Annotated in this window: 20 protein-coding genes; 10 read left to right on the forward strand and 10 right to left on the reverse strand. The window is 73.5% G+C overall.

The annotated features are described in order from the left end of the window. Positions 1–27: 27 nt before the first annotated feature. From DMH08_RS24120 to DMH08_RS24130, 3 genes are all read left to right on the forward strand, one after another. Positions 28–1389: a nicotinate phosphoribosyltransferase gene (locus DMH08_RS24120; RefSeq protein WP_051300651.1), complete on the forward strand. Its 1362-nt coding sequence runs from the start codon at positions 28–30 to the stop codon at positions 1387–1389. 92 nt (positions 1390–1481) lie between these two features. Beyond that, positions 1482–2063 (forward strand): isochorismatase family protein, encoded by a 582-nt coding sequence (locus DMH08_RS24125; RefSeq protein WP_125617894.1) that lies wholly within the window; start codon positions 1482–1484, stop codon positions 2061–2063. Positions 2064–2066: 3 nt separating this feature from the next. Further along, the gene (locus DMH08_RS24130) at positions 2067–2588 is read left to right on the forward strand and encodes a gluconokinase (protein WP_125617896.1); all 522 of its coding nucleotides are present in this window, start codon (positions 2067–2069) and stop codon (positions 2586–2588) included. Between the two features lie 3 nt (positions 2589–2591). Here the strand turns inward: DMH08_RS24130 and DMH08_RS24135 are convergent, their stop codons facing one another. The 3 genes from DMH08_RS24135 to DMH08_RS24145 form a co-directional block, all read right to left on the reverse strand. Then, positions 2592–4331 (reverse strand): DEAD/DEAH box helicase, encoded by a 1740-nt coding sequence (locus DMH08_RS24135; RefSeq protein ID WP_051300659.1) that lies wholly within the window; start codon positions 4329–4331, stop codon positions 2592–2594. A gap of 208 nt (positions 4332–4539) precedes the next feature. Further along, a complete protein-coding gene (locus tag DMH08_RS24140; RefSeq protein WP_026402504.1) occupies positions 4540–4803 on the reverse strand; it encodes a DUF3039 domain-containing protein in 264 nt (87 codons plus the stop codon). Positions 4804–4814: 11 nt separating this feature from the next. Further along, positions 4815–5390, reverse strand: a complete 576-nt coding sequence (locus DMH08_RS24145; RefSeq protein WP_026402503.1) for a YqgE/AlgH family protein — start codon at positions 5388–5390, stop codon at positions 4815–4817. A gap of 163 nt (positions 5391–5553) precedes the next feature. Here DMH08_RS24145 and DMH08_RS24150 point away from each other — a divergent pair, with 163 nt between their 5' ends. After that, positions 5554–6186, forward strand: a complete 633-nt coding sequence (locus DMH08_RS24150) for a hypothetical protein (protein ID WP_125617898.1) — start codon at positions 5554–5556, stop codon at positions 6184–6186. A 3-nt stretch (positions 6187–6189) separates the two neighbouring features. On the opposite strand, the gene DMH08_RS24155 is transcribed toward DMH08_RS24150, so the two are convergent. From DMH08_RS24155 to DMH08_RS24175, 5 genes are all read right to left on the reverse strand, one after another. Further along, entirely contained in the window at positions 6190–7593 is a 1404-nt protein-coding gene (locus DMH08_RS24155; protein ID WP_026402501.1) for an NAD-dependent malic enzyme, read from the reverse strand. A 97-nt stretch (positions 7594–7690) separates the two neighbouring features. After that, positions 7691–8350: a cytidylate kinase-like family protein gene (locus DMH08_RS24160; RefSeq protein ID WP_026402500.1), complete on the reverse strand. Its 660-nt coding sequence runs from the start codon at positions 8348–8350 to the stop codon at positions 7691–7693. Positions 8351–8437: 87 nt separating this feature from the next. Beyond that, entirely contained in the window at positions 8438–9379 is a 942-nt protein-coding gene (locus DMH08_RS24165) for a tetratricopeptide repeat protein (protein ID WP_026402499.1), read from the reverse strand. 111 nt (positions 9380–9490) lie between these two features. After that, positions 9491–9925 carry a PPOX class F420-dependent oxidoreductase gene (locus DMH08_RS24170; protein ID WP_026402498.1) on the reverse strand — a complete coding sequence of 145 codons (435 nt, stop codon included), beginning with the start codon at positions 9923–9925 and terminating at the stop codon, positions 9491–9493. Between the two features lie 10 nt (positions 9926–9935). Next, positions 9936–10862, reverse strand: coding sequence for an NAD(P)-dependent oxidoreductase (locus DMH08_RS24175; protein ID WP_125617900.1), 927 nt, complete (start codon positions 10860–10862; stop codon positions 9936–9938). Positions 10863–10912: 50 nt separating this feature from the next. On the opposite strand from DMH08_RS24175, the gene DMH08_RS24180 reads away from it, so the two are divergent. The 3 genes from DMH08_RS24180 (at position 10913) to DMH08_RS24190 (ending at position 14027) form a co-directional block, all read left to right on the forward strand. Then, entirely contained in the window at positions 10913–11323 is a 411-nt protein-coding gene (locus DMH08_RS24180) for a MerR family transcriptional regulator (RefSeq protein ID WP_026402496.1), read from the forward strand. 375 nt (positions 11324–11698) lie between these two features. Continuing rightward, positions 11699–12625 carry an ATP-binding cassette domain-containing protein gene (locus DMH08_RS24185; protein WP_233617770.1) on the forward strand — a complete coding sequence of 309 codons (927 nt, stop codon included), beginning with the start codon at positions 11699–11701 and terminating at the stop codon, positions 12623–12625. Next, on the forward strand, positions 12618–14027 hold the full coding sequence (locus tag DMH08_RS24190) for a hypothetical protein (protein WP_125617902.1): 1410 nt from the start codon (positions 12618–12620) through the stop codon (positions 14025–14027). The genes DMH08_RS24185 and DMH08_RS24190 overlap by 8 nt, the downstream gene beginning before the upstream one ends. Here DMH08_RS24190 and DMH08_RS24195 read toward each other — a convergent pair. After that, positions 14024–14335 carry a DUF3817 domain-containing protein gene (locus tag DMH08_RS24195; protein ID WP_026402495.1) on the reverse strand — a complete coding sequence of 104 codons (312 nt, stop codon included), beginning with the start codon at positions 14333–14335 and terminating at the stop codon, positions 14024–14026. The two genes, DMH08_RS24190 and DMH08_RS24195, sit on opposite strands and share 4 nt — an antisense overlap. 185 nt (positions 14336–14520) lie before the next feature. Here DMH08_RS24195 and DMH08_RS24200 point away from each other — a divergent pair, with 185 nt between their 5' ends. Further along, positions 14521–15141 (forward strand): DUF4230 domain-containing protein, encoded by a 621-nt coding sequence (locus tag DMH08_RS24200; protein ID WP_233617768.1) that lies wholly within the window; start codon positions 14521–14523, stop codon positions 15139–15141. Between the two features lie 37 nt (positions 15142–15178). On the opposite strand, the gene DMH08_RS24205 is transcribed toward DMH08_RS24200, so the two are convergent. After that, the gene (locus DMH08_RS24205) at positions 15179–16369 is read right to left on the reverse strand and encodes an acetyl-CoA C-acetyltransferase (protein ID WP_026402493.1); all 1191 of its coding nucleotides are present in this window, start codon (positions 16367–16369) and stop codon (positions 15179–15181) included. A gap of 83 nt (positions 16370–16452) precedes the next feature. Here DMH08_RS24205 and mce point away from each other — a divergent pair, with 83 nt between their 5' ends. Together mce and DMH08_RS24215 are read left to right on the forward strand one after the other, a co-directional pair. Next, positions 16453–16875 (forward strand): methylmalonyl-CoA epimerase, encoded by a 423-nt coding sequence (gene mce / locus DMH08_RS24210; protein WP_026402492.1) that lies wholly within the window; start codon positions 16453–16455, stop codon positions 16873–16875. 339 nt (positions 16876–17214) lie between these two features. Next, the gene (locus DMH08_RS24215; protein WP_026402491.1) at positions 17215–18537 is read left to right on the forward strand and encodes a DivIVA domain-containing protein; all 1323 of its coding nucleotides are present in this window, start codon (positions 17215–17217) and stop codon (positions 18535–18537) included. Positions 18538–18728 lie beyond the last annotated feature (191 nt).

Below are 18728 nucleotides of genomic sequence, written 5' to 3' on the forward strand. Positions count from 1 at the left end.
ATGCTAGGTGCACCGGCCTCCAGGTCCATGGTGCCCGCACCGGGGCTTAGGCTGCCACCTGTGGACACAGGTGAAGGAACGGGCGGCACCGCGCTGCTGACCGACCGGTACGAGCTCACCATGCTGCAGGCGGCGCTGCGCAGCGGAACGGCCGACCGGCCCGCCGTGTTCGAGGTGTTCGCGCGCAGCCTCCCGGCCGGGCGCCGGTACGGCGTCGTCGGCGGGACCGGGCGCCTCCTCGACGCGATCGAGGCGTTCCGCTTCGGGACGGACGAACTGGACTGGCTCGCCTCGAACGGCGTCGTCGACGAGCCCACGGCGCAATGGCTGGAGAAGTACCGCTTCACCGGAGACGTCTGGGGCTACCCCGAAGGCGACTGCTACTTCCCGGGATCGCCGATCCTGCGGGTCGAGGGCACGTTCGCCGAGGCCGTCCTGCTCGAGACCGTCGTGCTGTCGATCCTCAACCACGACTGCGCCATCGCGTCCGCCGCGTCCCGCATGGTGCAGGCCGCGCAGGGCCGCCCCCTCATCGAGATGGGCTCGCGGCGCGCACACGAACGCGCGGCCGTCGCGTCGGCGCGCGCAGCCTACGTCGCGGGGTTCGCCACCACATCGAACCTCGAGGCCGGACGGCTTTACGGTGTGCCCACGGCGGGGACGAGCGCGCACTCGTTCACGCTCCTGCACGACAGCGAACGCCACGCGTTCGAAGCGCAGCTCGCTTCCCATGGCGAATCCACGACGCTTCTGATCGACACCTACGACGTCGAACGCGCCGTCCGCACCGCCGTCGAACTCGCCGGACCCGCGCTCGGCGCCGTCCGCATCGACTCCGGCGACCTCGCGGTCATGGCCCGCCGCGTCCGCGACCAGCTCGACTCCCTCGGCGCCCGCGACACCCGCATCGTCGTCACCGGCGACCTCGACGAGTACGGCATCGCCGCCCTCGCCGCCGCGCCGGTCGACGGCTACGGCGTCGGCACGTCCCTCGTCACCGGGTCCGGCGCGCCCACCGCCTCCCTCGTCTACAAGCTCGTCGCCCGCGCCGACGCGCCCGGCCCCGGCGCGCCGATGCGCCCGGTCGCCAAGCGGTCGACCGGCAAGCCCAGCCGCGGCGGGCGCAAGGCCGCCGTCCGGCGCGTCGACCCGCACGGCACCGCCTACGCCGAGACGGTCACCACCGGGGAGCCCGCGCACGGCCCCCGCGACCGCGTCCTCCAGGTCCCGCTCGTCCGGGACGGCGAGATCGTCGGGCGCGAGCCGCTGCGGGACGCCCGCGACCGGCACGCCCGCGCCGTCGGCGAGCTGCCCCCGACGGCCCTCCAGCTGTCCCGCGGCGAGCCCGCGCTGCCCACCGAGTTCGTCGACGACGCCGCGCGCCCCTGACCGGCAGGTTCCTCCGCGCCCCGGACTGGGATAGCGTCCAAGGTGGGGGACACGCCGGGGTGGAGCCCCGCGGAACGACAACGGGAGCGGTCATGGGCAAGAAGGCTCTGATCATCGTGGACGTGCAGAACGACTTCTGCGAGGGCGGCTCGCTGGCCGTCGCCGGCGGCGCGGACGTCGCCACGGCCATCTCCGGGCACGTCTCGGCCAACCGCCCCGACTACGCGCACATCGTCGCCACCCGCGACTTCCATCTCGACCCGGGCGGGCACTTCTCCGCCGAACCCGACTACGTCGACACCTGGCCGCCGCACTGCGTCATCGGCACCCCCGGCGCCGACTTCCACGACAACCTCGCGCTCGCCGACATCGAGGCCGTGTTCAGCAAGGGCCGCGAGACGGCCGCCTACAGCGGCTTCGAAGGCGCCACCGACGACGACGTCCCGCTCGCCGACTGGCTCACCGCCCACGGCGTCGACGCCGTCGACATCGTCGGCATCGCCACCGACCACTGCGTCCGCGCCACCGCCGTCGACGCCGCCCGCGGCGGCCTCCGCACGACCGTCCTGCTCGACCTCACGGCCGGGGTCGCCCGCGCGACCACCGACCGCGCCCTCGACGAACTCGCGCGGGAGGGCGTCGCGCTCTCCGGCACCCCGGTGGTGAAATCCTGAACCGTGACGAATGACGTGAAGCCTCCCGAGATCATTGTGGTCGGCGGCGTGTCCGGCAGCGGCAAGACGACCGTCGGCACGCTCCTCGCCGAACGCCTCGGCTGGGACTACGCCGAGGCCGACGACTTCCACTCCCCCGAGAACATCGCCAAGATGCGCTCCGGCGTCCCCCTCACCGACGCCGACCGCATGCCGTGGCTGCGCGCCATCGGCACCTGGATGGACGGGCGCATCCGCACGGGCGAACCGGGCGTCGTCACCTGCTCCGCCCTCAAGCGCGCCTACCGCGACATCCTCCTCGAAGGCCGCGCCGACCGCGTCCGGCTCGTCCTCCTGGACGGCGACCGCGACACGATCGCCGCACGGATGCGCGAACGCAAGGGCCACTTCTTCAAAGCCGACCTGCTCGACAGCCAGTTCGCCGACTACGAGCGCCCCGGCCCCGGCGAGGACGTCCTCACCGTCCCCGCCGACGACACGCCCGAAGCGATCGTCGACCGCATCCGCGCCGCCGCCGGCCGCTGACCCTCAGCCCCGGCGGCGCGCCGCCCACTCGCGGATCTTCGTGATCCGCGCCCGGATCTCCGACGCGCTCGCCTGCGGCACCGCCGGGCCGCCGCACTGCCGCCGCAACTCGTTGTGGATCACGCCCTGCGGCTGGCCCGTCCGGTGGTTCCACGCGTTGACCAGGCCGTTCAGCTCCCGCCGCAGGGCCGCGATGTCCTCGGCGGCGGTCCGGTCGGCGCGCGGATCACCCGTCTTCTTCCGCGACCCCGCGAGCTGCTCCGCCTGCCGCTTGCGCAGCAGCGCCGACACCTGGTCGGGCTCCAGCAGCCCCGGAATGCCGAGGTACTCCTCCTCCTCGGCCGACCCCGGCGTCGCGTGCATGCCGAACTCGCCGCCGTCGTACAGCACCCGGTCGAACGTCGCGGACGCCTCGACCGTCTCGAACGGCAGCTCCTCCCCCACGTCGGGGGTGTCCTGACGCTTGTTCGCCTCGGCGATCAGGTCGTCGTCCAGGCCGTCCTCGCGGACCGGACGGTCGAGCACGTGGTCGCGCTCCTCCTCCAGCTCCGCCGCGTGCCCCATCAGCGTCGGCACCGACGGCAGGAACACCGACGCCGTCTCGCCCCGCTTGCGCGCCCGGACGAAACGCCCGATCGCCTGCGCGAAGAACAGCGGCGTGCTCGTCGACGTCGCGTACACGCCCACGCACAGCCGCGGGATGTCGACGCCCTCCGACACCATCCGGACCGCGACCATCCACCGGTCCTCGGTGTCGCTGAACTGCTTGATCTTCTTCGACGCCGACGGGTCGTCCGACAGGACGATCGTCGCGCCCTCGCCCGTCACCGCGCGCAGCATCTTCGCGTAGGCCCGCGCGGTCTCGTGATCGGTCGCGATCACCAGCCCGCCCGCGTCCGGGATCACCCGCCGCAGCTCGGTCAGCCGCCGGTCAGCCGCCGCGATCACCTGCCGGATCCAGTCGCCCTTCGGGTCGAGCGCCGCCCGCCACGCCTGCGACGTCTGGTCCTGCGTCAGCGGCTCGCCGAGCGTCGCGGTGATCTCATCGCCCGCCCGCGTCCGCCACCGCATCTCCCCCGCGTACGCCAGGAAGATCACCGGACGCACGACGCCGTCGGCCAGCGCGGGCCCGTACCCGTACGTGTAGTCCGCGCGGCTCCGCCGGACGCCGTCCGGCCCCTCCTCGTACTCCACGAACGGGATCGGGTTGATGTCGGTCCGGAACGGCGTGCCCGACAGCGACAGCCGCCGCGCCGCCGGCTCGAACGCCTCTCGGACCGCGTCGCCCCAGGACAGGCCGTCCCCCGCGTGGTGCACCTCGTCGAAGATCACGAGCGTCTTGCGGGACTCCGTCCGGTTCCGGTGCAGCGCCGGCCGCGCCGCCACCGTCGCGTACGTCACCGCGACGCCGTGGAAGTCCTTGCCGACGGGGCCGCTGCTGTTCTGCCACTCGGGGTCGAGCTTGATCCCCACGCGCGCCGCCGACTCGGCCCACTGCCGCTTCAGGTGCTCGGTCGGGCACACGACCGTCACCGCCGCGACGGCCCGCCGCTCCATCAGCTCCCGCGCGAGCCGCAGCGCGAACGTCGTCTTGCCCGCGCCGGGCGTCGCGACGGCGAGGAAGTCGCGCGGGCCCGGCTGCTGCCCGTCCGTCCCGAAGTACGCCTCGAGCGCCTGCTGCTGCCAGGCGCGCAGGGACGACGCCGTCCCCCAGGCGGCCCGTTCGGGGAACGCGGGGGGCATGCTCGGTGCGGCGAAGGTGCTCACGGTCATAGCAGGCTACATACCGGGACCGACAGATCGTGCCCTCCGAGCCCAACCTGTGCCGCGATCCACACCGCGACCAGCCGACACGCCCGCGCCGCATCCCGGGCGTGTCCGCCCCTTCACGACGGCACGCGAAAGCGACGGCCGGCGCCCCGGGGCGCCGCGCCGTCCCGCCCCGGCGGACTCAGCCGTCGTTCTTGTCGCCGCCCGACTGCATGGACTCGTAGATCTCCTTGCACTCCGGGCACACGGGGTACTTCTTCGGGTCGCGGTTCGGCACCCACACCTTGCCGCAGAGGGCGATCACCGGCGTGCCGCTCACCGCGCTCTCGGTGATCTTCGCTTTCTTCACGTAGTGGGCGAACCGCTCGTGGTCGCCGTCACCGTGCGACAGGTCCGGCCGTACGTCCGTCCGGGTGTCGCCATCGGGAAGGATCTTCGTGCTCACGTCATCACACCTTAATTCAGCGTCGGGTCCTCAGGGTACGTCGAGACGAACGCCAGGTCGCCGCCCTGGCGGCGGAGGACGTCGGACCAGAGGCGGTCGGGGTCGGGGGCGAACACGTCGCCCGCCTCGGCGGGCACCAGGTACCACGCCCCCTCCTCGATCTCCGTGCGCAGCTGCCCCGCGGACCACCCCGCGTAGCCCGCGAACACCCGGAACTGGAGCAGCTCGGCCGCGAGCAGCCCGGGCGGCGCTTCCAGGTCGACGAGGCCGACCCGGGACACCTCGGCGCCGCCCTCCAGAGCGCGCCAGCCGAGCGGTTCGTCCTCGCCGGGAAGGCGGGCCAGGGCGAGCGCGTTGTCGAGCGCCACGGGCCCGCCCTGGAACACCACGGACGGCCCGGTGACGAGCTCGGCCCACGGCGGGAGCACCCGGTCGACCGGAACCTCGGTCGGCCGGTTGAGGACGACGCCGAGCGTCCCCCCGTCCATGTCGTGCTCGACCAGCAGGACCACGCTGCGCTTGAAGTTGGGATCCTCCAGCTGAGGGGTCGCGACGAGCAGTAGCCCCACCCTGATGCCGTCTTCCATGGGTTCCATCATGCGTTGCGCCGACCCTCGGCGGCACGCCCCCCTTCTCGTTACCTTGGTACGTACACCTATCGACGGGGATATCGGCAGCACAACAGCACAGGTTGAGAATGATCTCTCGGACCATCGGACGCCCGCGCCCGCGGGCCCGGGGAGGACAGCGATGCAGTTGCCCAGGGTCGTCATCGCCGCCGTGTTCTTCGCCCTCGCGGCGTTCATCGCCATCCCCCCGCTGCTGGGAGGGGACGACTCCAGGGCGGCGACGCCCGCGTCGAACGGGACGACCTCGCCGTCCCCGTCGGCGTCCGGGTCCGGCTCGGAGTCGCCGCGCGAGTCGCGCGAGTCGCCCGCGCCGTCGGCGTCGGGCAAGGCGGCGCTGACGGCGGAGATCGGGTCGGTGTCGTGCCCGGGGCGGACGGTTCCGGTGCGCGTCCGGAACACCGGGTCGCGGCCCGCGGACTTCAGCATCGAGAAGAACGACGACACGGCCGCGATCCCCGGGCGGCTGGGCGGCGGCGAGTCGCGCACGGTGGACGTCGAGGTGCGGGAGGACCGGCGTACGCGGGTGCAGGTCGCGTGGGCGAACGAGCGGGTCGCGTCCGAGACCGTCGAGGCGAACTGCGCCGGTGCGGGGGCGCCGGGCGACGGGCCGTCCGAGCTGCCCTACACCGGCCAGGACGACGGGGTGCTGTGGGCGCGCGGCGCCACCGCCCTCGCCGCCCTGGTCACCGGCGGGGTCATCTTCTGGTACGGGGGCGTGTGGCCCCGCCGCAAGGAGAAGATGCTGCAGAAGTGACGGTCACGCCTCCGTGCGGGGGCGGCCGCCGGCGGCCTCGCGGACGGCGCCCGCGACGCGGGAGCTCACGTCCGGGTGGAACACGCTCGGGATGATGTAGTTCGGGCCGATCTCCTCCGGGGTGACCACTTCGGCGAGCGCGGCGGCGGCCGCGGCGAGCATGTCGAGGGTGACGACGTCCGCCTGGGCGTCGAGGAGGCCGCGGAACACGCCGGGGAACGCGAGGACGTTGTTGATCTGGTTCGGGTAGTCGCTGCGGCCGGTGGCGACGACGGCGGCGTGCTCGCGGGCCTCGTCCGGCGAGACCTCGGGCTCGGGGTTGGCGAGGGCGAAGACGATCGCGTCGTCGTTCATGGTGGCGATGTCGTCGCCGGTGAGGATGCCGGGGGCCGAGACGCCGATGAAGACGTCGGCCTCCTTGACGGCGCCGCGCAGGTCGCCCGCGTAGCCGGCGGTGTTCGTGTGCTCGGCGATCCAGCGGAGCGAGTCGTCGAGGTCGTCGCGGCCCGCGTGGACGGCGCCGCGGTAGTCGCAGACGATCAGGTCGCGGGCGCCCGCGTGCATGAGCAGCTTGAGGATGGCGCTGCCCGCGGCGCCCGCGCCCGCCATCGTGATGCGGACGGACGACAGGTCCTTGCCGACGACGCGGAGCGCGTTGGTGAGGGCGGCGAGCACGCAGATCGCGGTGCCGTGCTGGTCGTCGTGGAAGACGGGGATGTCGAGGAGTTCGCGGAGGCGGGCCTCGACCTCGAAGCAGCGGGGGGCGGAGATGTCCTCGAGGTTGATGCCGCCGAACGCGGGGGCGAGGATCTGGACGGTCCGGACGATCTCGTCGGTGTCCTGCGTGTCGAGGCAGATCGGCCAGGCGTCGATGCCGGCGAACCGCTTGAACAGCGCGGCCTTGCCCTCCATGACGGGCAGGGCGGCTTCGGGGCCGATGTTGCCGAGGCCGAGGACGGCGGAGCCGTCGGTGACGACGGCGACGCTGTTGCGTTTGATCGTCAGCCGCCGGACGTCCTCGGGGTTGCGGGCGATCGCGAGGGAGACGCGGGCGACGCCGGGCGTGTAGGCCATGGAGAGTTCGTCGCGGTTGCGCAGCGGGACCTTCGACGACATCTCGATCTTGCCGCCGAGGTGCATCAGGAACGTGCGGTCGCTGACCTTGTGGATCTTGATGGCGTCGAGCTGCTCCAGCGCCGCGGCGATGGCCTCGGCGTGCTGGGTGTCGCGGGTGGCGATCGTCACGTCGATGCGGAGCGTCTCGTGCCCGGCGGTGTTCACGTCGAGCGCGGTGACGATGCCGCCCGCGTTCTCCACCACGTGGGTGATCTGGCTTACGGCCCTGCCGCCGGCGGGGACCTCCAGCCGGACGGTGATGGAGTACGAAACGCTCGGCACGCTCGCCACGACAGATGCTCCCTCTGTAACCGGGTATGTCCGTGTCCCGGACGTGCGCGCGGTCGGCGTGGCACGCCGGGGGCCGTGCCCGGACGGCCCCGCGGGCTCAGATCGCCCCCGCCGCGGCGACGACGAGGTCGACGGCGGCGGGTACGGGCAGCCTCGTGGTGTCGATCACGAGGTGGTAGAGCCGCGGATCGGCGGGGTCGGCCCCGTAGAAGTGCTTCACGTAGGCCGTTCGGGCGCGGTCGTTGTCCACGAGCATACGCTCCACTTCGCGGTACGGCGTCCCGCTCGCCCCACTCGCGTCCCAGTTCGCGGGCATCTCGGCGGCCGCGCGGACCATCCGGCGCTCGCGCGGCCCGTCCAGCCGGACGTGCAGGGCGCCCGGCCGGTCGGCGAGGACGAGCGCGGCGGCGCGGCCGAGGACGACGCAGCCGTCCTCGGCGGCGCGGCGGATCGCCTCCTCGGTGCGCGCGGTGAACTCCTCGGGCGGGACGGCGCCGCGGTTCGGCGGCCGGACGTCCATGCCGCTCAGCGACACGCCGGGCAGCCGCGCGGCGCCGGCGAGGATGCGGCCGAGGCCGCTCTCGGCGCGCCCGTCGTGGGCGAGCGCCTCCTCGAGGGTGCAGCCGATCTCGCTCGCGACGACCTCGGGAATCGCGCGGTCGACGAACGGCAGGCGGAGGCGCTCCGCCACGGCGGGGCCGACGAGCGCGCCGGCCGCGCCGAACGCGGCGGAGATGGTCACGGTCCGGGCGGTCACGGACGGTTCATGCCCGTTCCGGACGGACGTCACCGTGCCCGGCCGCCGGAACGGCGGGGCGGTGCCGGCGGGGCGGGGACGTCCCGGTCAGAACAGGGCGGACTGCAGCGAGCGGCGCGCCTTGCCCACGCGCGGGTCGTCCGGCGGGAGCAGGTCGAACAGCGACAGCAGGTGCTTGCGCGCCGCGTCGCGGTCGTCGCCGGCACTGGCCCGGACGGCCGCGATCAGCCGCGCGAACGCCTCGTCGACCCGGCCCGACATCATCTCGACGTCGGCCGCGCCGATCTGGGCGGGCACGTCGCCGGGCTTGGCCCGGCCCTCCTGCAGCGCGCGCTGCGGGTCGCCGAGGGCCTGGACGCGCAGGCTCAGCTCGACGAGCCCGAGGCCCTGCTTGGCCTGCGGGTCGCGCGGGTTCTGCGCGAGCAGCCGCTCGAACGCCGCTTTGGCCGCGTCGAGGTCGCCGCTCTGCAGGGCCGCTTCGGCCTCGGCGAGCCCGGGGTCGATCTGCGGCTGGGCGGGCTGCTCCGCGCCCGGCTCGCCGGCGGGCGCGTCGGGCAGGAGGCCCTCCTTGCGGAGCACGTCGAAGAGCTGGTCGATGGCCTGCCGGACCTGCGGCTCGGGCGCGGCGCCGTTGAGGAACGGCAGGAGCTGCCCGGCGACGACCGCGGCGACGAACGGGATGCCCTGGACGCCCATCTGCTGCATGTACGCGGCGAGCTGCGGGTTCGCGTCGACGTCGACCTTGGCGAGCACCCAGGTGCCGGCCGCCTCGGCGGCGAGCTTCTCCAGGATGGGCCCGAGCTGCTTGCAGGGCCCGCACCATTCGGCCCAGAAGTCGACGAGGACGGGCACGCTCTGCGAGCGTTCCACGACGTCGGTGTTGAACGTCTCGTCGGTCACGTCGAGGACGTACTGCCCGCCGGCCGCCCCCGCGGACGCGGAGCCGCCGCCCGCCTGCGCCTGCGCCCGGCGTTCTTGCTGCTTCCTGGTGGCCGCCTGGCGGGCACCCAGGTCGATGGCCCCGTGCAACGAAAAGTCCCGAGAAGACATGGCTCCATCCTGCCCCATCCCCGCACCGGCTGTGCGCCCGTACGCTCCCAGCGGAGTGCGGGGACGGGTCGAGGAGGCGTCCGGCCGGCGTCAGCCGAGCCGTTCGCCGTACACGCGGTCGACCGCCATGGTCATGAGCACCCTGCGGTCGGACACCATGACCGACCGGTACTCGGCCCAGTCGGGGTGCTCCCCGGCGGCGCGCCGGTAGTAGTCGACGAGGGCGTCGACCTCCGGCCCGTCCGGGTCGGTGCCGGGCCCGGTGAGCGTCACCGGGCCCTCGGCGGTGGCCCACGCGCGGCCGTCCGGCGAGGTGACCTCCAGCGCGGCGCGCGGGTCGCGGCGCAGGTTGGCGGTCTTGGCCCGCCCCTCGGTCATCGACACGTACAGGACGCCGGCGTCGCGGTCGTAGTACGGCATGACGGGCGAGAGCTGCGGGAGCCCGTCGGACTTGATCGTCGCGAGGACCCCGAGCCGGCTCTCGGCGAGCAGGGCGCGCGGGTCGAACCGCGTGGCGGTGGTCATGGTGGTGTCCCTATCCTTCCGAAGGCTTGCGGAACTGCTCGATCAGTGCGGCGTAGCCGTCGCCGCCGCGCCCGGCGGCCGAGGCCCGGTCCGCCAGCGCCAGGACGAGCGCGGGGAGCTCGGTGGAGACGCCGAGCGCGGCGCTCTCGCCGACGAGTTCCCGCATCGTGTGGCGCTGCTGGTCGATGGCGGCGTCCAGGACGGGGTAGGCGCCGTCGTCGATCTGCTGCGCGTACGCGGGAAGCCAGTCGGCGACGGTCTCGGCGCTCACCTTCGCCAGCGGGGCGAACGCGGCGGCGCCCACGCCCGCCGCGCCGAGCAGTGCGGCGCCGTGCAGGAATCCGTTCAGCAGGTTCCACATGACGCTCAGGACGGCCATCTCGTTCAGCGACACCAGGCCGTGGTCGTCGCCGAGGTGCGACGTTCCCGCGCCGAGGCTCCGCAAAACCGGTTCGTGCCGGTCGTAGTCCGCGCGGGGCCCGCTGAAGACGAGCATGGCGGCGGCGGTCCCGACCGTCTCGGGGACGGCCATGACGGCGCCGCCGAGGTAGGTCGCGCCGTGCCGGGCGGCCGCCGCGGCGGTCTCGCGGGCCTCGCCGGACGATCCGGACGTCAGGTTCGCGACCGTGCGGCCGTCGAGGGCGGTGCCGGCCGCGTCGAGGGTCGCGCGGACGGACGCGTGGTCGGCGACGCAGACGACCACGAGCGGGGCGGCCGCGACGGCCTCGGCGGGGGTCGCGGCGATCACCGCTCCCTGGGCGGCGAGCGGTTCGGCCTTGGCGGCCGTCCGGTTCCAGACGGTGGTGGGGTGCCCGGCGCGCAGGAACGCCTCGGCGAGCGCCCGTCCCATCCGGCCGAGGCCGAGGACGGTCACGGGGGTGCGGGCGGCGCCGTCGTTGTCGGTCGATGTCGTGTCTTGGGGTGCGTTGGCGGTCATGTCAGAATCCTGAACGTTCACACTGATATGAAGGTCAAGGGGTAAGCGCCATGCTGATCGGAGAGCTGAGCCGGCGGACCGGGGTCAACGCGCACCAGCTGCGCTATTACGAGTCCCAGGGGCTGCTGCAGGCCCACCGGGGCGCGAACGGCTACCGCGAGTACGCGGCCGACGCCGTCGTGACCGTCGCGCAGATCCGCAGGCTCCTGGAGGCGGGGCTGCCGACGAAGGAGATCGCGTACCTGCTGCCCTGTGCGGAGGGCCCGGGCCCGGAGTTCGAGCCCTGTCCCGAACTCCTGGACGCGCTGCGCGGGCGCTTGCACAAGCTCGACGCGTGCATCGAGTCGGTCGTCCGGTCCCGGCAGGTGCTGAGCGACCTGATCGACTCGGCCGAGCGCCGCATGGCGACGTCGCCCTACCGGGACCGCGGCGCGGCCGGACCGGAGGCGGCGGTGGCGTGACCGTTCGCGTCATCCGGGGCGGAGCCGCACCCCGTTTGCGAAATGCCTTTTAGCGGGCATATGCCGATTGTCCATATATCTTGTTTTGTTCCAGTCACGCTATGAGGCAAAGATTCCAGCGGTCCCGCCGTAAAGGCAAAAAGATTGCTGACAGCCATCGCCAAGCCCGGTTATAGTCGCGATGTCGATGCATCGTGGCGCGGCAAAAGAGCTCCGGACGCCCTGGACACCGGTTCGGCCGGTGCCGGGAGCCGGGCGCGCGCCGCGTGGTGACGGGGGAGGCCACCGGCGCGCCAGACACGGCCGCAGCGAGCGCATGGCGAACAACGGGGGGAAACAGTGATCGCGGAGTATTCCGCGATCGTGGCCCGAGGAATGGGTGTCCGCCGCGGGGGGCGGTGGCTCCTGCGCCCGGTGACCTTCGGCCTTGCCGAAGGCGTGGTCGGCTTCGCCGGTCCACCTGGTGTCGGTAAATCCACTCTGCTGGCCACGTTCGCGACATTGCGCCGACCGAACGCCGGTGCGCTGCACGTTCTCGGAAGGGACATATCGAACGGTACGGAGTTGCGCGCCGCGCGGGCCCGGATCGGCTACCTGCCGTCCCGGTTCTCCCGGACGGGCAACATGACGGCGGGCGAGTTCGTCGAGTACGCCGCCTACTTCAAGCGGACGAGCACCGCCGCCGCGCGCGCGATGGTCAAGCGGCTCGACCTCACCGAGGCCGCCGGCACCGAGCTCGCGCTGCTGCCGCCGGACGTCCGGCTGCGCGCCGGCCTCGCCGCGGCGTGCGTCCACGAACCCGAGCTGGTGCTCCTCGACGAGCCGTTCGGCGAGCTGTGCGCCGCCGCCGAGCCCTGGCCGACCGGCGCGGCCGGGCCGGGCGGCGACGCGTCCGCCGCGATCGCCGAGCTGATCCCGGTGCTGCGCGCCCTCGCCCCGACCGTGGTGATCACCGCGGACGGCTGCGACCCGCTCACCGGCTGGTGCGACCGCCTGTTCACGCTGACCCGCGGCAAGCTCACCGAGCAGCCCACCCGCTCGGCCACGACCCGCCGGGGCCGCTCCGCCGCCGACCGCCGATGGCCCGACGCGGCCGGCGGGCGGGACGCGGTGCCCGGCGCGCACCGGCGCGGCGAGGATCCGGTGCCGCGCCGGTGGCTGTGGCCGGCCCGTCCATGGTCGGCATTGCCCTGGACGGGCCGGCCCCGGCGCCTCGGCCGCCGGCCGCCGCTGCCCGCGCTGCAGCAGCCGGTCCGGCCGCGGGCCCGCCGGACGCCGGTGCGGAGCACCGCCGGTGTCTGACCTCGGGCGGGTGCTCCGGCTGGACGCCCGCCGCACGGCGCTGCTCGTCGCGGTGCCGCTGCTCACCGCCGTCGGGACCGCCGCGGCGGCGCTGTCGATGTGCCCGCCGCACGCCTACCGGGACAACACCGTCGTCGCCCTGGTGAACGCGGTGCGGCTGCTCGGCCCGGTCGCCGCCGCGCTCGCCGCCTGGACGGCCGTCCGGGAGCGCCCGATGGACTACCTGCGCAACCTCACCGCCCGCTCCCCCGCCACCGGCGTGCTGTTCGACCTGCTGCTGCTGTCGGCCGCCGCGCTCGTCTCGTACGGCGCGGTCACCGCCGTGATCGTCGCCGTCACCCTCCTGCACGACGGCACCGGGCGCTCGCACCCGCTCGGGTTCGCGGCGGGCGCGGGCGCGCTCGTCCTGCACGTGGTGGCCGGCTACCTGGCCGGACGGGTGGCGCCGCACCGGGCGACGGCGCCGCTCGTCCTCGCCGCCACCGGGCTGTGGGCGGCGCTGCGGGTGCCCGGGATGTCCTGGTGGAGCCTGCTGCCCCCGGCCGCGCTGAACCAGGTCGCGCTGTTCACGACGCTGCGCCCGCAGGTGCTCGCCGACCAGGTCGTGTGGGCGGTGGGCGCGACGGCCGCGCTGATCCTCGGGTACGTGCTGTGGGCGACCCGCCGCGCGCTGGTCGGCGTCCCGCTCGCCGTGGCGCTCGCGGCGTCCGCGGCGGCGACGCTCGGGCTGCACGGCACCGCGGGCGGGACGGTCGCGCCCGCCCGCACCGACCAGGTGTGCCGGGAGTGGCCGCTGACCGTGTGCGTGCATCCGGCGCTGCGCGACGCGCTGCCCGCGCTGACGTCCGCGGTGCTGCCGCTCGCCGCGCGGCTGGAGGGGACGCCCGGCGCGTTCACCCGCGTGGAGCAGCGCCCCGGGTGGGAGCCCGGCGGGGTGCGCGACGGCGTCGCGGGCGTCCACCTGGACGCCGCGCTGCCGCCGGGGTTCGAGGAGCGGGCCGTCCGGCGGATCCGGGACGGCCTGCGCGACGCGCGCACGTGCTCGGCGCCGCGCGGGTACGGCGCGCTGGTGGACGCGTGGCTGGTCGGCGAGGCGCCGCCCGCGATCGGGGACGAGCGCACGGCGCGGCTGTTCGGCTCGTGGAGCGAGGACCGCCGCCGCGCGTGGCTGGGGCGGCACTTCGCGGACTACCGGACGTGCACGCTCGGCCCCCACGACTTCCGCACCGCGGCGGACGTCCGCGCGGCGCACGCGCCGGGCCTGGACGACCGGGCGGGCGCGGCGGGCCGTCCGGGAACGGCGACGCGCCGCTCTCCGCACGAGGCGGGGAACGGCGCGCAGGGTTCCCCTGCACGGCCGCGCCGGGACCCCCAGCCCGGCGCGGCCGCGCAGGAGCCTTAAGCCCGGCCGGCCGGTTCGGCGACCGGCGCGGGCTTGGTCCAGTGGCGTTCGACGAAGAACGGGGCGACGGGCAGCACCGCGGCGCCCATCGCGAGGACGGTCCGCGTCAGGTTCCAGCCGAGCTGCTGCCGCACGAGGACCGCCGCGCCGATGTAGGCGACGAACAGGGCCCCGTGGATCGCGCCCACCAGCGACACCGCCGCGGGCATGTCCGCCATGTACTTCAGCGGCATGGCCACGAGCAGCAGCAGGAGGAACGAGACGGCCTCCGCGATGGAGACGACCCGGAACGCACGAACAATGTCCACGTCCGGTCAACGGCCGCCGCCCGCGGGAGGTTTCAGCCCGGGGTATGGCCCTGATCACATCGCCCGGACAGCAACAAGTGGCGTGAACGGGCGGCGCGGCGGGGCATGCCGGGTGTATGGCGAGCGAAAAACCGAATAGCGCGGCCCCCCGATCCCTCCGCCCGCTCCGGTTCCTGCGCGGTCCGGTGCTGCTGGTCGTCGTGACGGCCGTGGTCGTGGTGGCGGGCCTGCAAGTCCTTCGCGGGCTGGGACTGCCGGACTGGGCGAACCCGTTCGAGACGGAGACGAAGGACCGCAGCGGGCCCGTCCTGGTCAAGTCGATCCAGGACCTGCGGCGCTACGAGGCCGCGAGCGGGTCCTTCCAGGTCATCGTGGACCTGGAGCAGGACGCGAAGTTCCTGCCGGGTTCGCTGCGCGGGAAGCGCACCCTGTTCGTCGGCAACGGGACCGTGGACGCCTACGTCGACTTCTCGAAGTTCGGCGAGGGCGCGATCAAGGTGAACGCGGACCGGACGGCCGCGACGATCGCGCTGCCGCCCGCGCGGTTGGACAGGACCAACCTCGACACGGAGAACAGCTACGTCCACGCCACCGACCGCGGCCTGTTCGACCGGTTCGGCGATTTCTTCAGCGACAACCCGAACGACCAGCAGCAGCTCTACGTCCTGGCGAGCCGCAAGATCCAGGACGCGGCCGCGGAGAGCGGCCTGCGGGAGCGCGCCGACGCCAACACGAGGTCGATGCTCACGAACATGCTGCAGGCCCTCGGCTTCGCGTCGGTGAAGTTCACCGAGCCCGCGCAGTGACCCCCGCGCCCGCCCCGGGCGGGCGCGGGGGCCCGCGTCACGCCTTGGGCACGCGAAGGACGAGCGCGTCTCCCTGGCCGCCGCCGCCGCAGAGGCCGGCGGCGCCGACGCCGCCGCCGCGGCGCTTCAGCTCGTAGGCCAGGTGCAGCGCGATGCGGGCGCCCGACATGCCGACCGGGTGGCCGAGCGCGATCGCGCCGCCGTTCACGTTGACCTTCTCGGGGCCGACGCCGAGGTCGCGCATCGACTGGATCCCGACCGCCGCGAACGCCTCGTTGATCTCGACGAGGTCGAGGTCGGCGACGTCCAGGCCCTCCTTGCCGAGCGCGTGCTTGATCGCGTTGGCGGGCTGCGACTGGAGCGAGTTGTCCGGGCCCGCGACGTTGCCGTGGGCGCCGATCTCGGCGAGCCACTCCAGCCCGAGCTCCTCGGCCTTCGCCTTCGACATCACGACGACCGCCGCGGCGCCGTCGCTGATCTGCGAGGACGAGCCCGCGGTGATCGTCCCGTCCGCGCTGAACGCCGGACGCAGCCTGGCGAGGCCCTCGACGGTGGTGTCGCCCCGCACGCCCTCGTCCGCGGCGAACACGATCGGCTCGCCGCGCCGCTGCGGGATCTCGACGGGGGCGATCTCGTCGTCGAACACGCCGTTCTTGATCGCCTCGGCGGCGCGCCGGTGCGACCGCGCGGAGAACTCGTCCTGCTCCTCGCGGGAGATGTCGAGCTTCGCGTTGTGCCGCTCGGTCGACTCGCCCATGGGGATGCCGTCGAACGCGTCGGTGAGCGCGTCGTAGGCCATGTGGTCGAGCATCTCGACCGAGCCGTACTTGTAGCCGCCGCGCGACTTCGGCAGCAGGTGCGGGGCCCGCGTCATCGACTCCATGCCGCCGGCGACGACGATGTCGAACTCGCCGGCGCGGATGAGCTGGTCGGCGAGCGCGATGGCGTCCAGGCCGGACAGGCACACCTTGTTGATGGTGATCGACGGGACGTTCATCGGGATGCCGGCCTTCACCGCCGCCTGCCGCGACGGGATCTGCCCCGCGCCCGCCTGCAGCACCTGCCCGAGGATCACGTACTGGACCTGGTCGCCGGACACCCCGGCCCGCTCCAGCGCCGCCCGGATCGCGTGCGCGCCGAGGTCGGCCGCGGAGAAGTCCTTGAGCGAGCCCATCAGGCGGCCGATGGGCGTGCGCGCTCCGGCGACGATCACGGATGTGGCGGTCATGAGGGGGCCCTCCAGAGTGGTGCTGCGCCGACGTTTGCCACCATACCCAGGAGTATCGGCACGCCTTCGAGGGAGACCCGCCCATGCTGACCCGCATCGACCACATCGGCATCGCCTGCCACGACCTCGAGGCAACCGTCGAGTTCTACAAGTCCGCCTACGGCTTCTCCGACGTGCATTTCGAGGTGAACGAGGAGCAGGGCGTCCGGGAGGCCATGCTCAAGATCAACGAGACGGGCGACGGCGCCGCCAGCTACCTCCAGCTGATCCAGCCGATCCGCGACGACTCGGCCGTCGCCAAGTGGCTCGCCAAGAACGGCGAGGGGGTGCACCACATCGCGTTCGGCACCGACGGCACGGTGTCCGAGGAGGCCGCGAACATCGGCGCGAAGGGCGTCCGGGTCCTGTACGACGAGCCGCGCCAGGGCTCGATGGGCTCGCTGATCAACTTCCTGCACCCGAAGGACTGCCACGGCGTCCTGACCGAGCTGGTGCAGAAGCGCTGACGGCGGCGGACGACCGGTCACGGAGCGGCGCCGCACCGTGACCGGATCGTGACGCATTCGGGACACCGGGACGGGGAACGGGGTGCAGACTGCCGCTCTGTGACCATTCGGTCGCGTCTGGTGCATTTGTGGGGCCCGTACCTGGGCAGCCGCGACTTCACGGAGCGACATGCCAAAACGGGACAAAACACGCAGCGCGTCAAGATGAGCCCCCAACACGGCAGTGTCCGGAGTAGGCTTCATTCGCCGGAAGAGGTCTGGGGCGCTGCGCCGTTCCCGCCAGGCGATCAACCGGTCCCCGGAACCACCCGTAGCCCCGTCACATCAGGATTGAGCCACATGCAGTCCGACATCGACGCCCAGCTCACCAACTTCTTCGAAGAAACGCCCCCACGCGAGTTCGACGTGGTGCTCCGCGGCTACGACCGGCACCAAGTCGACGAGCACATCAAACAGCTCGAAAGCGAGGTCCGGCAGACCCGCGAGTCGACCCAGGCCATGCAGCGGGAGCTGTCCGACGCGCACCGCCAGCTGCAGGAGCAGGAGCGCCCCACCTACTCCGGCCTGGGCGCCCGCATCGAGCAGCTGCTCCGGCTCGCCGAGGAGCAGGCCACCGAGCTCGTCCAGGCGGCGCGTTCCGAGGCCAACGAGATCAAGGCCGCCGCCAAGGTCGACGCCGCCGAGCTGCGCGCCACCGCCGAGAACGACGCCGCCGAGCTGCGCGCCACCGCCCAGCGCGAGGGCGACGACATGCGCAACGCGGCCGAGCGCGAGGCCGAGGAGGTGCGCACGTCCGCCCGCCGCGAGGCCGACGAGCTGACCTCCACCACCGAGCGCGAGGTCGCCAAGCTCCGCGCCACCGCCGACCACGAGGTCGCCGAGAAGCGCGCCGCCGCCGAGCGGGAGATCGCCAAGCTCCGCACCACCACCGAGCGCGAGGTCGCGCAGCTGCGCGCGTCCACCAAGCGCGAGCGCGACGAGATCCTCACCACCGCCAAGCGGCAGGCCGACGAGATGCGCGCCCAGGCGCAGCGCATCCTCGAGGAGAGCGAGGCCCAGCGCGCCCAGGCCGAGGCCGAGTTCGAGATCCAGCTCGCCGCCCGCCGCGAGGAGGCCGACCGCCAGGACGCCGAGCGCCACGCCGCCGCCCAGGCCGCGACGCAGAAGCTCGTCGCCGAGGCCGAGCAGCGCGCCGCGTCCGCCGAGCAGCGCGCCGCCAAGGCCACCCAGCAGGCCGAGCAGACCCGCCGCGAGGCCGACTCGCACGCGAAGCAGCTCGTCGCGAACGCCCGCAAGAACAGCGACAACGTCATCGCCGAGGCCAAGGCCCAGGCCGAGCAGCTGCTCGCCGAGACCAAGGCCGAAGCCGACCGCGTCCGCACCAACGCGCAGCGCCAGGTCGACGAGCTCACCCGCCAGCGCGACAGCATCACCAGCCACCTCAACCAGCTCCGCCAGCTCATCGGCGGCGTCTCCCCGGGCATGGGCGCCGACGAGATCGCCGCGCCGCCGGAGAAGCCCGCCATCCCCGCGGCCGAGCCCAAGGAGGAGCCGCCCGCGCCCAAGCCGGCCCCGAAGCCGGCCGCGGCGAAGGCCGCACCGGCCAAGCCCGCCGAAGCCAAGAAGTCCGACGAGGACGACGAGGACTGGTGGCAGGAGTGACCTCCTGACGCGTTCACCCGCGCGTCACCGACGGAAAGCCTAGAGGCGGAGTGAACGCCTCTAGGCTTTCCGTCGTCTACATCACGAGCACCACTCGAAGCCGATCGCGGCAGGAGACAGAGGAGACCGGCGTGCCCGACGAGACCCCCCGCGAGGACGGTTCCGCCGCGCCGCCCGGCCCCGCCCAGGTC

This window comes from Actinomadura sp. WAC 06369 (assembly GCF_003947565.1).
Lineage (GTDB): Bacteria > Actinomycetota > Actinomycetes > Streptosporangiales > Streptosporangiaceae > Spirillospora > Spirillospora rifamycini.

What these genes read in the sequence shown, in the direction of transcription:
- DMH08_RS24180 (WP_026402496.1), top strand. Translation starts at nt 10,913, where the DNA reads ATGCTGATCGGAGAGCTGAGCCGGCGGACCGGGGTCAACGCGCACCAG.
- DMH08_RS24120 (WP_051300651.1), top strand. Translation starts at nt 28, where the DNA reads ATGGTGCCCGCACCGGGGCTTAGGCTGCCACCTGTGGACACAGGTGAA.
- DMH08_RS24185 (WP_233617770.1), top strand. Translation starts at nt 11,699, where the DNA reads ATGGGTGTCCGCCGCGGGGGGCGGTGGCTCCTGCGCCCGGTGACCTTC.
- DMH08_RS24125 (WP_125617894.1), top strand. Translation starts at nt 1,482, where the DNA reads ATGGGCAAGAAGGCTCTGATCATCGTGGACGTGCAGAACGACTTCTGC.
- DMH08_RS24205 (WP_026402493.1), bottom strand. Translation starts at nt 16,369, where the DNA reads ATGACCGCCACATCCGTGATCGTCGCCGGAGCGCGCACGCCCATCGGC.
- mce (WP_026402492.1), top strand. Translation starts at nt 16,453, where the DNA reads ATGCTGACCCGCATCGACCACATCGGCATCGCCTGCCACGACCTCGAG.
- DMH08_RS24170 (WP_026402498.1), bottom strand. Translation starts at nt 9,925, where the DNA reads ATGACCACCGCCACGCGGTTCGACCCGCGCGCCCTGCTCGCCGAGAGC.
- DMH08_RS24175 (WP_125617900.1), bottom strand. Translation starts at nt 10,862, where the DNA reads ATGACCGCCAACGCACCCCAAGACACGACATCGACCGACAACGACGGC.
- DMH08_RS24145 (WP_026402503.1), bottom strand. Translation starts at nt 5,390, where the DNA reads ATGGAAGACGGCATCAGGGTGGGGCTACTGCTCGTCGCGACCCCTCAG.
- DMH08_RS24150 (WP_125617898.1), top strand. Translation starts at nt 5,554, where the DNA reads ATGCAGTTGCCCAGGGTCGTCATCGCCGCCGTGTTCTTCGCCCTCGCG.
- DMH08_RS24135 (WP_051300659.1), bottom strand. Translation starts at nt 4,331, where the DNA reads ATGCCCCCCGCGTTCCCCGAACGGGCCGCCTGGGGGACGGCGTCGTCC.
- DMH08_RS24215 (WP_026402491.1), top strand. Translation starts at nt 17,215, where the DNA reads ATGCAGTCCGACATCGACGCCCAGCTCACCAACTTCTTCGAAGAAACG.